The following is a 12770-nucleotide window of genomic DNA, read 5'->3' on the forward strand; positions in this document are numbered from 1 at the left end:
TGAATCGTGGTTCCCTTGTTTCATGGACAACGTCGGCAGGTTGCTGACGTTGCAGAATAAAAAGGGAGTTGGCGTATCATGCCCATGACACCAGGCGACATCGAAGACATGATCAAGGCAGGGATTCCCGGAGCCAAGGTCACGATCCGCGATCTGGCCGGTGACGGCGACCACTATGCCGCCGAAGTCGTGGCCGAGGCGTTTCGTGGCAAGAGCCGCGTGCAGCAGCACCAGATGGTCTACAACGCACTGAAGGGCAATATGGGCGGCGTGCTGCATGCCCTTGCACTTCAGACGAGCGCGCCGGAGTAAGCTGGCGTGGCTGACCTGATCAAGGAACTCGTCAGCGGCGTCGTTGACAGTGCGTTGAAGGAAATCCTCAAGAAGACCGGCGTCAAGCGAACCACCACCAAGCGGACCAAGCGCCGGACACGGCCGGCCTCTTCCGGTGGCGGGGGTCTTCTTGGCGACATTCTGGAGGCGGCCCTCCGCAAGCCGGCGAAGAAGCAGGTCAGTCGGCGGAAAACGTCGGCGGCGCGCAGCAAGACGCGGCGCCGCACGGCCTGAGTGGTATTAAAACCACATCTTGAGGACCATCAATATTTGTTGCGATTGGGTGGTGAAAATCACCAATATGCATGCTATCTAAGACCCAATCGATATCCGGCCCTTGAAGCCGGCGCAGGAAGGATGACAGGATGAGCGGAATTCACGAATTCATCGACAACGAAGTCAAGACGAACGATGTGGTGCTCTTCATGAAGGGTACGCCGCAGTTCCCGCAGTGTGGCTTCTCCGGTCAGGTGGTCCAGATTCTCGATTACATCGGCGTCGACTACAAGGGCATCAACGTGCTCGCCGACGCGGACCTGCGCCAGGGCATCAAGGACTATTCCAGCTGGCCGACGATCCCGCAGCTCTACGTCAAGGGCGAATTCGTCGGCGGTTGCGACATCGTGCGCGAGATGTTCCAGGCCGGCGAACTTCAGTCCCACCTTTCCGAGCAGGGTATCGCCGTCAAGGGCGCTGCCGCCTGATCTAAGGACGCCTTGTCCCGATCCATCGGAGAAGGCGGGTAACCGCCTTTTTTGATTCGGACGTCGCTGTCCGGATTTCGATTTTCGTTGTCTTCCCAAAGGCTTTGCGCGCTTGGTTCGCGCAATGACCGTTTGAATGTTTGTGAAAGCGGGCTTCCTTCCTGTAACGTTTCCGGCGTTCTGAAGCGAGGCCTGGGCCGAGTTTTCGGCCTGTCATGAAGCAGTCGCGATCGTTCGGCATAAGCAGCAACGGTTCCCGCTCCGGCCTCCCGGCACGGAAATGACCCCGTCGCTGCCGATCGATGCTCCCGCCGTTTCATGCAGGCCCGGTCCAATTGGTGCGGCTGCCCGGTCGCCCCCGCCTGTTATCCCTGTGCCGACCGGCATTAAGCCAGCCGACATCCTTCTTTTTCCGGCACCGTCCGGACCCAGACCCGTTTCGCTTGGCGCTGACCGCGCCGCTAGGACTTTTGAAATGACAAGCACGACCAACGACGACGCCCTGCCCGGCCTCACGAAGTTCCAGTTCATCGCGCTGATGGCCACCCTGATGGCGACGAACGCGATTTCGATCGACATCATGCTGCCGGGTCTTCAGGAAATCGGCGCGAGCCTCGGCGTGGCGTCGGAAAACGAGCGGCAGTACATCATCACCGCCTACCTGCTCGGCATGGGCGTGGCACAGCTGTTCTTCGGCCCGCTGTCCGACCGCTTCGGACGCAAGCCGCCGCTTCTGGCCGGCCTTGCGCTTTATGCGGTCTGCGCGGTCGCAATCGCCGTCGTGCCGACCTTCGGCCTCATGCTCGCCCTGCGCTTCATACAGGGCGCCGGTGCGGCCGCGACGCGCGTCATCACCATCTCGATCGTCCGTGACGTCTATGGCGGCCGGCAAATGGCCGAGGTGATGTCGCTGGTCATGATGGTGTTCATGATCGTCCCGGTGATCGCCCCGTCGATCGGCCAGCTCATCATCAGCTTTGCCGAATGGCACATGATCTTTGTCATTGTCGCGCTCTATGCGGTGATGAACATCGCGATCGTGCTGTCGAAGCTCGGCGAAACGCTTGATCCGGCGCACCGCCGCGCCTTCACGCCGTCGGTGATCCTCAGCGGTTTCCGCATCGTGCTGACCAACCGGCTGTCGCTGCTTTATACGCTCGCGACCTCGGTCATCCTTGGCGCGCTGTTCGGCTTCATCAATTCGGCGCAGCAGGTGCTCGTTGGCGTCTACGATCTGGGCGTGTGGTTTCCGCTTGTCTTTGCGGCTTTCGCGAGTATGATGGCGGTTGCTTCCTTTACCAACTCCCGCCTCGTCCGCCGCTTCGGCATGCGGCCGTTGTCCCATGCGGCACTCTGCGGCTTTACGCTCGCTAGCTTCATCTGGATGTCGGCCTCCCTCTATGCGCCGCTGCCCTTCCCGCTCTTCGTGGTCCTCTATTGCGCCACGATGTTCCAGTTCGGGCTGATCGCGCCAAACTTCAACGCCATGGCCATGGAACCGCTCGGCCACGTCGCCGGCACGGCGTCCTCGGTTCTCGGCTTCATGCAGACGATCGGCGGGAGCGTGATCGGAGCCTTCATCGGCCAGTCCTTCGACGGAACGGCCACTCCGCTTGCCACCGGCTACTTCACCGTCGCCGGCATCGGCCTCGTTTTCGTCCTGATTGCCGAACGCGGCAAGCTGTTCAAACCGCACCATCAGCCGGCCGGCTGATCTCTGCAGCGTCACGTCTCTCTGGAGACGCGTAAAGGTCGCTGTAGCGCTCCAAACCGTTGGCCAGCTTTTTCCAAAGATTGAATTTACGGGTTATCCCAATGTCCACCATCACCAATCAATCCGAACATGTCGACGGCGTCTCGGGGGCCGAGCGCCTCAACATGGGCATCGTCGAATTCATCATCACCATCGCCGTCATGACGGCGAGCGTCGCCATTGCCATCGACAGCATGCTCCCGGCGCTGCCGGCGATCGGCCAGTCGCTGAACGTCGCCAACACCAACGACAGCCAGCTGGTCATCGGCGTCTTCTTCCTCGGCTTCGGCATCTCGCAGATCTTCTTCGGCAGCCTGTCCGACGCCTTCGGCCGTCGCCGCGTGCTGCTCGGTGGGCTCGCCTTCTTCACCGTGTCGATGTTTGCCGCCGCCCTCACCCGGAGCTTCGAGACGCTGCTGATCCTGCGCTTCATCCAGGGTATCGGGGCTGCGGCGATCCGCATCACCACCATGGCGATCGTGCGTGACTGCTTCGGCGGCCGTGAAATGGCGCGCGTCATGTCCTATGTGATGATCGTCTTCATGATCGTGCCGATCGTGGCACCGTCGATCGGCCAGCTCGTGATCCTCTATGCCAATTGGCACTGGATCTTCATCCTGATCGGCATCATCGGCGCGATCCTCTTCGTCTGGGCCTTTTCCCGCATGAAGGAGTCCCTGCCCCAAGAGGAGCGCATGCCGCTCTCCGTCGGTGCGGTGGCGTCGGGTTTCAAGACCGTTCTCACCAACCGCATCACCTGCGGCTACATGATCGGCATGACGATGTTCACCGCCGTCATCTGCGCCTATATCGTCACCGTCCAGCAGATCTTCGGCGAGGTCTATGGCCTCGGCGAGTGGCTGCCGATCGCGTTTGCCGGCACGGCCGGCGGCATCGCGGTTGCGAATTTCGCCAACGGCTTCTTCGTCCGCAGCTTCGGCATGCGCCGCATCTCGCACGTCTCGATGATCCTGTTCACGCTGATTTCGGTCGCAGGCTTCGTGATGTCGCTCTCCGGCACGCCGGCCTTCGTCGTCAGCTACCTGATGTTCTCGGTGCTCCTGATGTTCTTCGCGGTGATCGCAACGAACTTCACCGCGATCAGCCTGGAGCCGATGGGGCACCTGGCCGGTACCGCAACGGCGATCACCGGCTTCGTTTCGACCACCGGTGGCGCGCTCATCGGCGGCGCTGTCGGCCAGCTCTTCAATGGCACGTTGCAGCCGCTGTTCGGTGGTTTCGCGCTCTTCGGCGCGGTGACGATCCTTGCAACGCTCTGGGCTGAAAAGGGCAAGCTCTTCACCCATCCCGGCGACAAGGACGTCTCCATGGATCACGGCGGCGGCCACATGTAACGGTCGCCATAAGGCAAACAAAAAGCCCGCCCGGAGCGATCCGGGCGGGCTTTCGCATTTTCGGGCTGCTTCGAACAGCTAGACCGTGAAGACCTCGCGGCGCAGCGTCTCCCAGCTCTCCTTGTCGGTCGCCAGCAGCAGGCCGCCATTGAGATGCGACGGCAGGTAGGGCGAGCCGTCGAAGCGGGCGGCATAGGCGCCGGCCTCCTGCGAAATCAACGTGCCGGCCAGGTGGTCCCAGGGCATCAGCTTCTGGTACATCAGGAAGTGGATGTGGCCGCCGGCAAGCATGCGATATTCATGCGCGGCACAGCGGTAGCTGGTGGCGATGCGCACCTTGGCCATGTTGGCCATGACTTCGCGGCGTGCTTCCTGCTGGTAGAAACCGGTCGAAGCGCCGCCGACCATGGCCTCGAGCGGCACGCCGGCGGTCACCGACAGGCGCTCCTGCGATCCGTTGGCGCGGCACATCCAGGCGCCGGAGCCCTTCTCGGCGATCACCCAGTCGTTGCCGAGCGGATCGTAGATGATGCCGGCAACCGTCTCGCCCTTGGCGACGACGCTTGCCATGACGCCGAAGAGCGGCACGCCGGCGGCAAAATTGAAGGTGCCGTCGATCGGGTCGACGACGACGGCGAGGTCGGCATCAGCGAGCTTTTCGAGCAGCGCCGGATCGGCGGCAACCGATTCTTCACCGACGAACAGTGCGCCCGGCGCGACGTCCTCGATGCGCGCCTTGATCAGCCGCTCGGCCGCTTCGTCGCCTTCGGTCACGAGGTCGATTGCTTCCGATTTCACCCTGACGTCGCCGGCTTCAAGATTGCGGAACCGCGGCAGGATCTCTTTGACCGCCGCTTCCTGCAGGAGGTTGGCAAGGCCGGCAATGTCGACGGGATGGCTCATTCTTTGGGCTCCGGTGTGAGGGACTGGAAATCGAACAGCTTGGGATCGAGAAGGTGCGACGGGTTCACGTGGCCAAGCGCCCGCAGCATCGTGTCCTTGCGGCCCGGCATGCGTCGCTCGATATCGGCAAGCATCGCCTTCATCGCATTGCGCTCCAGGCCGTCCTGCGAGCCGCAGAGGTCGCAGGGGATGATCGGAAACTCCATGGCCGCGGCGAACTTGGCGAGATCGTCCTCGGCCGCATAGGCGAGTGGCCGAAGCAGCATCAGGTCGCCTTCGTCGTTCAGGAGCTTTGCCGGCATCGAGGCCAGCCGGCCGCCATGGAAGAAGTTCATGAAGAAGGTTTCGAGGATGTCCTCGCGATGGTGGCCGAGCACCAGCGCGTCGCAGCCCTCTTCGCGCGCGATGCGATAGAGGTTGCCGCGCCGCAGCCGCGAACAGAGCGAACAGTAGGTCGCCCCCGTCGGCACCTTCTCCTTCACGATCGAATAGGTGTCGCGATACTCGATGCGATGCTTGACGCCGATCGATGCCAGGTATTCCGGCAGGATGTGCTTCGGGAAGTTCGGCTGCCCCTGGTCGAGGTTGCAGGCGATGAGCTCCACCGGCAAGAGCCCGCGCCATTGCAGGTCCATGAGCAGCGCCAGCAGGCTGTAGCTGTCCTTGCCGCCGGAAAGGCCGATCAGCCAGCGCTTCGATCCCTTCAGCATGCCGAAATCGTCGAGCGCCTGTCGGGTCTGGCGAAGCAGACGCTTGCGCAGCTTGTTGAACGAGACCGAAGACGGCATGCGCTCGAAAAGCGGGTGTGCGCCGGCGTCGATAGCGGCGTCATCGAACGCGGCTTCAACCGGATCTTGGGGCTGGCTCAATGAAAGGTCCATGGCGGGGATCCTGTGCGGCAGGCGGGCGCAACCGGCGCCCGGCTCATCTTGGCCAGCACTTGCCCGCTCCGGCCGTCAAGATCAAGGGAAATCGGCCTGAAGGCGCAGATCGCCCGCGTCGGAGCAGTTCAAGGGCCGAAGACCGACCAGCCGGTGCGCGCCGCCAGCATTTCGAGCGCCAGCGATCCGAGCAGCGAATTGCCGTTTTCGTTGAGGCCCGGCGACCAGACGGCAACCGAGGCCTTGCCGGGCGCCACCGCCAGAATGCCGCCGCCGACGCCGCTCTTGCCCGGCAGGCCGACGCGATAGGCAAAATCGCCCGAACCGTCATAGTGGCCGCAGGTCAGCATCAGCGCATTGATGCGCCGCGCTCGCTGGCGCGAGACGACATTGTGGCCCGTCAGCGGGTTGCTGCCGCCGGCGGCCAGAAACAGGCCGGCCTTGGCGAGCTGGCTGCAGGTCATCGACAGCGCGCAGTGGTGGAAATAGACGCCGAGCACGTGGTCGACGGGATGGTCGAGCTTGCCGAAGGAACGCATGAAATTGGCAAGCGCGAAGTTCCGGTAGCCGGTGGCCGTCTCCGAACGCGCGACCTCATGGTCGATGACGATCTGGTCATCGTCGGCGAGGTAGCGGACGAACTGCACGATTTCGCCGATCAGTTCCCGCGGCGTATGGCCGGCGAGGATCAGGTCGCTGATGGTGATGGCGCCGGCATTGATGAAGGGGTTGCGCGGCTTACCGCCCTCTTGCTCGAGCTGGACGATCGAGTTGAAGGCCGATCCCGACGGCTCGCGGCCGACACGATGCCAGATGTTCTCGCCGTGCTTGCCGAGCGCCAGCGTCAGCGTGAAGACCTTGGAAACGCTCTGGATCGAGAACGGTACCTCGGCATCGCCGACGCGGTAGATCTGGCCGCCTGTAGTCACGATCGCCATGCCGAAATGCTTGGCATCGACGCGCGCGAGCTGCGGAATGTAGTCGGCGACCTTGCCCTGGCCGAACCGCGGGCTCAGCTCCCGATGAATGTCGTCGATGATCGCCTGCAGATCCTGCGGCTTCTGCTCTTCGGGCATCGGGCTTCCCTCTTGGTCATCGCCCTCGGATCGAGGCGACGATAAGGCGCTTGTTCGCTGGGGTCCGCGGTTGCGCGGATGCTGATCGGCACTGACAAAAAAGCCGCCCGTTTCCGGGCGGCTTTCGAAACATCACAAGGCGTGAGCCTCGGATTAACGCGAGTAGAATTCGACGACCAGGTGCGGTTCCATGACGACGGCGTAAGGCACGTCGGAGAGAACCGGAACGCGGACGAAGGTCGCGACCATCTTGTTGTGATCGGCTTCGATGTAGTCCGGAACGTCGCGTTCAGCGAGCGAAACCGATTCGAGAACGGTTACGAGCTGCTTGGACTTTTCCTTGACTTCGATGACGTCGCCCGGCTTGCAACGGTAGGAACCGATGTTGACGCGGACGCCGTTGACCTTGACGTGGCCGTGGTTGACGAACTGACGGGCAGCAAAGACCGTCGGAACGAACTTGGCGCGGTAGACGATCGCGTCGAGGCGCGATTCGAGCAGGCCGATCAGGTTTTCCGGGGTGTCACCCTTGCGGCGGTCAGCTTCAGCGAAGATCGCGCGGAACTGCTTCTCGCGGATGTCGCCGTAGTAGCCCTTGAGCTTCTGCTTGGCGCGCAGCTGTACACCGAAGTCCGAAAGCTTGGACTTGCGGCGCTGGCCGTGCTGGCCCGGGCCGTATTCGCGGCGGTTTACCGGGGACTTCGGACGGCCCCAGATGTTTTCGCCCATACGGCGGTCAATTTTGTACTTGGACGATTCGCGCTTGCTCATCGCATTTCCTTTCAAACGGTTACACCGGCCTGTTTCCAAACCGGATCAAGGAAACACGCCCTCCTCTGAACCCATTTTCGGGGTTCTGACAGGTTTCTCACGATCAAGCTGACGGAGAAGCCACGGGACATGTCAAATGAAACACCGGACATTTCTGCCCGGCGTTGGGGCGGCTTTAGTGGGTCCGGCCCCTGTTGTCAAACGAAATCGTGACAAACAGCCGTTGATCACGCCGGATCACCCGGCGGCGCTTGCTCCAACGAAATCAGCAGCTTCCTGAGGAGCGCCGCCAGCGCTACGCGGTCTTCCTTGCTCAGCGCGTCGAGGTAGCGCGCTTCGCTCGCCATGTCGGCACGAAAGGCGTTTTCCGCAAGCGCTATTCCCTTTTCCGTCAGTCCGACGACGCTGCTGCGGCCATCGGAGGCCGAGCGTTCCCTCAGGATCAATCCCGCTTTCTGCAGCCGGTCGAGCCGATGCGTCAGTCCGCCCGACGAAATCATCAGCAGCGTATAGAGATCCGTCGGCGTCAGCCGGTAAGGCGGCCCGGACCGCCGAAGCGTCGAGATCACGTCGAACTCGCCGCGGTCGATGCCGAAGGATGCGAAGGTCTCCTCGATCGAGGGGCGCACCAGATTGGAAAGCCGGTAGGCGCGACCGAGGATGGTCATCGGCTCCGTGTCGAGGTCCGGCAGTTCGCGGTCCCATTGCGCCCGCAACCGGTCGACGTGATCGCTCTCGGTCTTTTCGTTTTGCATCGCTTGCTCCAGGTCTTCGAAACTATCTTGACGAGAAGATAGTTTTGAGTAATATCTTCTCGTGAAGATAGTTCATTCCAACCGCCAAGCCAACCCGATGGAGGCCAGCATGTTTCATGTCATTCCGCGCTCAGAGCAAAGACCAAGCCCCAAGCGGACCATCCTGTTTGAAGGTGGGCAATATGGCACGCCGATTTCGCTCTTCCTGATGGATGCTGAGCCAGGCCAAGGGCCGGCGCTGCATGTGCATCCCTATCCCGAGACCTGGCTCATTCATTCCGGCGAGGCGGAGTTCACGGTTGGAGATGAGACGCTGATTGGTAAGACCGGTGACATCATCGTCGTCGAAGCCGGCACGCCCCACCGTTTCGTCAACAATGGTACGGCGCGGCTCGAGATGACCTGCATCCACGCGTCCGACCGCGTCATACAGGAATTTATCTGAGCCATGCCGACACGGTCGGCTACTCGCGCCTTGAGTTCCCGCGAGAAACGAAGGCTTGATCTGTAACCGGACTCACTCCGCCGCAGCGGCGGCCGCGCCCGTCACATCCGGTCCGTTGGCGTCGCCTGGAGCGGTCTCGCTGCCGAGGTCCGGGAAAGCAACGATGCGCTTTCCGGCGAAATCGGCATGGATGACGATCAGCCCATGCTCCTCGAAGTAGCCGAGCAGACGGCGGGCTCGCCTTGCGGAATGGGTGCCGTAGGCGCGCGCGATCATCGCGTCGGAGGGGCATGGCAGGCCCCGGACGGCCGCCTGCGCCATCATCAGGAACACGGCCTGCAGATCCTCGGTGACGCGATCGGCAAGCTGCAGGGCCTGGGCCCAGGTCTCGCTCGCAGCAGTCTCCGGATCGACGCCTGAGCGCGCGACCGCCATCTTGCGGCGGAACGCGCCAAGTGACAGGGCCGTACCGGACGGCATGCGGCGAATGCGGCAGCGCACCAGGAAGTCCTGAAACAGTTCCGCGTCCGGCCGGAAGGCTGCCTCCGGATTGGCGAGGATTTCCGCAAAGACGCTGTCGAGCAGGGTCTCTTTCTCGTCAGCGGTCATCTCCGGCTGCGTCGGCCTTGCCTCGATCGGCGCGACCGGCTCGGGCCGTGGGCGCGAGAGTTCGGCCAGGATGTCGGTCGTCGGGCGTGGCGGAGCAACGGCGCGGCGCATGATCGGCCGGGTCAACTCGTCCGGATCCGGCGTGAAGATCAGGTCCTCGACATCCTGCGGCGCCTCCGGCAGAGGCATCAGCTTCGGGCTCGTCGAGCGGGCCGAGGTTTCGACCGTGCCGATCGTTACCTTGAGCGGACGGCGCGACAGGGCCGGACCGAGCGCGACGAAGGAGCCGCGCTTGAGGTCGCGGAACATTTCCGCCGTGCGCCGGTCCATGCCGAGCAGGTCGGCTGCGCGCAGCATATCGATGTCGAGGAAGGTGCGGCCCATCAGGAAGTTCGAGGCTTCCGCCGCCACGTTCTTGGCGAGCTTCGCCAGGCGCTGCGTCGCGATCACTCCGGCAAGGCCGCGTTTACGGCCGCGGCACATGAGGTTGGTCATGGCGCCGAGCGAAATCTTGCGCACTTCTTCGGTGACGTCGCCGGCAACCGACGGTGCAAACATCTGCGCCTCGTCAACGACGACCAGCACCGGATACCAGAACTCGCGATCCGCATCGAACATGGCGTTCAGGAAGACGCCGGCATTGCGCATCTGCTGCTCGATATCGAGCCCTTCGAGCGAGAGCACACAGGAAACCCGGTGCTGGCGAATGCGGTTGGCAATGCCGATCAGCTCGGCGTCGGTGCGTTCGCCCTCGACCACGACGTGGCCGAACTTGTCCGCAAGCGTGACGAAATCGCCCTCGGGGTCGATGATGCACTGCTGCACCCAGGGCGCGGACTGTTCCAGCAGCCGGCGCAGGAGATGCGACTTGCCCGAACCCGAATTGCCCTGCACCAGAAGACGGGTGGCCAGAAGCTCCTCGATATCGAGCGAGGCCGAGGTCCCTTCGGACGTCGCTCCCATGTCGATGCCGACCTTCATGTCCACCTCTCGCGCGAGAGCGTTCCGCTTGTCGAACCGCTCAATGTGTTGGTTTCATGCAATTCCGCGCGCAGACGGCGGCGCATATTTCCGGAATGCTTTAGATGATTCGCGATCATGCGGAGACCGCCAATCGGGCGACACCTAACACGGATTTCCCGGAAAGCCTGCCATCGCCTAAGAAAACCCACAGGGAATACGCGCCGCAACAGCGACGAACGCTTAAGCCGCACGCAGCTCGCCGCAAGATAAAGTTGAGATTTTTTGGCCTGCGGACTTTTGCGAGCGCGCGCGCACCCCCATATCGATCGGACACATCAGGCTTTCGCGGGAGCAGCGATGACGCAGAACGAGACGAAACGCCACTTCGAGATGAACGGCCTCGATCAGCGGATGCATGACGCCTATAAAGACGGCCAACCCGTCATATCAAAGGCGCAGGCGGCCTCCGCCCGCCACAAGACCTTCCTGATTGCCTGCGCGCTGGTCTCCTTGATCGCCATACTACTGGCGATCCTCACGAGCTGATCGCGTCAGCCTTCTCTGCTCGTTCGCGGCGTTGGTGTTTGCCGCGACCGTCAGGCCAAAACCCTGCATCAGTCGACGTGTGGCAAAATCCGGCTTTCCCGACGTGAAGATCGCCGGGTCCTGGCCATTCAGCGGCTCAAAACCGTTTGGCAGCGGCACGAGCGAGCGCGCTCGCCGGGCAATCGCTTCGGCCGGATCCAGCCAGTCGACCGGCCAGGGCGCGAGCCTGCGGAAAACGTTGGCCATGAAGGGGTAGTGCGTGCAGGCAAGCACGACGATATCGGTCTTCCGGCCGTCCATCTCGACGAAGCACGGGGCGATTTCGGCAAGAACGGTCTCGTCGTCGAGTTTCTCGCCGCGGATATAGGCCTCGGCCATCTTGGCAAGGCTCTCCGAGCCGACGAGGCGCACGTGACACTGCGTGGCGAATGACTGGATGAGATCACGGGTATAGGCGCGCTTGACCGTGCCGGGCGTCGCCAAAACGGAAACCAGCCCGGAGCGCGTGCGCTCGGCCGCCGGCTTGATTGCGGGCACCGTGCCGACGAAGGTCATGTGAGGAAAGGCCGCGCGAAGATCGGCGCCGACAAGCGTGAAGGCGGTGTTGCAGGCGATGACGCAGATTTCCGGGTCATGCTCGGAAAGCAGACGGCCGAAGAGCGCGATCACCCGTTCTTTCAGCGCCGCCTCTTCCCAGCCGCCATAGGGAAAGCCGGCATCGTCGGCGACATAGATGAAGTGCCGCTCGGGCATCAGTACCCTCGCCTCGCGCAGCACGGTCAAGCCGCCGATGCCGCTATCGAAGACGAGGATGGGTTTTAGTTCACTCGCTGTCACCTTTGTCTCGCGCTTTCCTTGAGTGTTCACCCGGAGCGCCGGAGCCGCGCGGATTTTCCCGCGTGAACCGGTCGAGCGAAGAAATGACGCCGCGCAGCACCTGGATTTCGGATTCGGTAAAGGACGGCCTGGTCAGAACCGCGCGCAGGTTCTCGACCAATTTCGGCTTTTTGTCGGCCGAACGGAAATAGTTCCGCGCCTCAAGCGCTTCCTCGACGTGCTCGAACAGACCCTGCAGGTGTTCCTTGGTCGCTGGCCGCTGCTCGATCGCCTGGAACGAGGTCTGGTCCTCAGACTCCATGCCGGTCTTCAGCCACTCGTAGGACATCAGAAGCACGGCCTGAGCGAGATTGAGCGACGCGAAGGCCGGGTTGACCGGAAAGGTCACGATCTCGTCGGCGAGCGCCACTTCCTCGTTGGTAAGGCCGGTGCGCTCACGCCCGAACAGGATGCCGGTCTTCTCACCGCCCTGGAAGCGCTGGCGCAGCGTGCGCGCCGCGACGATCGGCGAGCGCACCGGCTTGTAGCCGTCGCGGTCGCGGGCGGTCGTCGCATAGACGAAGTTGAGATCGGCAATCGCCTCTTCGACCGAACCATAGAGTTTGGCGGCGTCGATCACGTGGTCGGCGCGGCTTGCGGCCGATCGTGCCTTTTCGCTCGGCCAGCCGTCGCGCGGATTGACGAGCCGAAGCTCCGCCAGGCCGAAATTGGCCATCGCGCGGGCGACCATGCCGATGTTTTCGCCGAGCTGCGGATAGGCGAGGATGATCGCCGGTCCTTCCGCCAGAAGTTCGCGCTCGCTGTTCGTGCCTGCCATTTCCCTAGCCTTTGCCTTCGTT

15 protein-coding genes are annotated in these 12770 nt (G+C 62.8%); 7 read left to right on the plus strand and 8 right to left on the minus strand.

From position 1 onward, the window contains the following. The first annotated feature begins 78 nt into the window (after positions 1-78). From L981_RS09805 to L981_RS09825, 5 genes are all read left to right on the plus strand, one after another. The gene (locus L981_RS09805; RefSeq protein WP_034794447.1) at positions 79-312 is read left to right on the plus strand and encodes a BolA family protein; all 234 of its coding nucleotides are present in this window, start codon (positions 79-81) and stop codon (positions 310-312) included. A 6-nt stretch (positions 313-318) separates the two neighbouring features. After that, positions 319-567, plus strand: coding sequence for a hypothetical protein (locus L981_RS09810; RefSeq protein ID WP_043614530.1), 249 nt, complete (start codon positions 319-321; stop codon positions 565-567). Positions 568-698: 131 nt separating this feature from the next. Next, positions 699-1037: a Grx4 family monothiol glutaredoxin gene (gene grxD, locus L981_RS09815; RefSeq protein WP_043614534.1), complete on the plus strand. Its 339-nt coding sequence runs from the start codon at positions 699-701 to the stop codon at positions 1035-1037. Positions 1038-1512: 475 nt separating this feature from the next. Continuing rightward, the gene (locus L981_RS09820) at positions 1513-2751 is read left to right on the plus strand and encodes a multidrug effflux MFS transporter (protein WP_043614536.1); all 1239 of its coding nucleotides are present in this window, start codon (positions 1513-1515) and stop codon (positions 2749-2751) included. Positions 2752-2852: 101 nt separating this feature from the next. After that, the gene (locus L981_RS09825) at positions 2853-4145 is read left to right on the plus strand and encodes a multidrug effflux MFS transporter (RefSeq protein WP_043614539.1); all 1293 of its coding nucleotides are present in this window, start codon (positions 2853-2855) and stop codon (positions 4143-4145) included. Between the two features lie 78 nt (positions 4146-4223). On the opposite strand, the gene L981_RS09830 is transcribed toward L981_RS09825, so the two are convergent. The 5 genes from L981_RS09830 to L981_RS09850 form a co-directional block, all read right to left on the minus strand. Continuing rightward, positions 4224-5048 carry an inositol monophosphatase family protein gene (locus tag L981_RS09830; protein ID WP_043614542.1) on the minus strand — a complete coding sequence of 275 codons (825 nt, stop codon included), beginning with the start codon at positions 5046-5048 and terminating at the stop codon, positions 4224-4226. Beyond that, positions 5045-5929, minus strand: a complete 885-nt coding sequence (gene ttcA, locus L981_RS09835; RefSeq protein ID WP_043614545.1) for a tRNA 2-thiocytidine(32) synthetase TtcA — start codon at positions 5927-5929, stop codon at positions 5045-5047. The genes L981_RS09830 and ttcA overlap by 4 nt, the downstream gene beginning before the upstream one ends. Before the next feature lie 128 nt (positions 5930-6057). After that, the gene (locus L981_RS09840; protein ID WP_034794526.1) at positions 6058-7005 is read right to left on the minus strand and encodes a glutaminase; all 948 of its coding nucleotides are present in this window, start codon (positions 7003-7005) and stop codon (positions 6058-6060) included. Positions 7006-7158: 153 nt separating this feature from the next. Further along, entirely contained in the window at positions 7159-7776 is a 618-nt protein-coding gene (rpsD, locus tag L981_RS09845) for a 30S ribosomal protein S4 (RefSeq protein WP_034794529.1), read from the minus strand. A gap of 227 nt (positions 7777-8003) precedes the next feature. Beyond that, positions 8004-8531 carry a MarR family winged helix-turn-helix transcriptional regulator gene (locus tag L981_RS09850; protein WP_052201699.1) on the minus strand — a complete coding sequence of 176 codons (528 nt, stop codon included), beginning with the start codon at positions 8529-8531 and terminating at the stop codon, positions 8004-8006. Between the two features lie 109 nt (positions 8532-8640). Between L981_RS09850 and L981_RS09855 the strand changes: the two genes are divergently transcribed. Next, positions 8641-8976 (plus strand): cupin domain-containing protein, encoded by a 336-nt coding sequence (locus L981_RS09855; RefSeq protein WP_043614655.1) that lies wholly within the window; start codon positions 8641-8643, stop codon positions 8974-8976. 72 nt (positions 8977-9048) lie between these two features. Here L981_RS09855 and L981_RS09860 read toward each other — a convergent pair whose 3' ends face one another. Next, complete coding sequence (locus tag L981_RS09860; protein WP_043614551.1) at positions 9049-10566, minus strand: ATP-binding protein; 1518 nt, start codon at positions 10564-10566, stop codon at positions 9049-9051. Positions 10567-10905: 339 nt separating this feature from the next. On the opposite strand from L981_RS09860, the gene L981_RS09865 reads away from it, so the two are divergent. Beyond that, positions 10906-11094 (plus strand): hypothetical protein, encoded by a 189-nt coding sequence (locus tag L981_RS09865; RefSeq protein ID WP_043614554.1) that lies wholly within the window; start codon positions 10906-10908, stop codon positions 11092-11094. On the opposite strand, the gene murI is transcribed toward L981_RS09865, so the two are convergent. Further along, complete coding sequence (gene murI, locus L981_RS09870) at positions 11071-11931, minus strand: glutamate racemase (RefSeq protein WP_043614556.1); 861 nt, start codon at positions 11929-11931, stop codon at positions 11071-11073. The two genes, L981_RS09865 and murI, sit on opposite strands and share 24 nt — an antisense overlap. Continuing rightward, on the minus strand, positions 11918-12748 hold the full coding sequence (locus L981_RS09875; RefSeq protein WP_043614559.1) for an RNA methyltransferase: 831 nt from the start codon (positions 12746-12748) through the stop codon (positions 11918-11920). The genes murI and L981_RS09875 overlap by 14 nt, the downstream gene beginning before the upstream one ends. Between the last annotated feature and the right edge of the window lie 22 nt (positions 12749-12770).

The sequence above is a fragment of the Ensifer sp. ZNC0028 genome (assembly GCF_000799055.1).
Taxonomy (GTDB): Bacteria; Pseudomonadota; Alphaproteobacteria; order Rhizobiales; family Rhizobiaceae; genus Ensifer.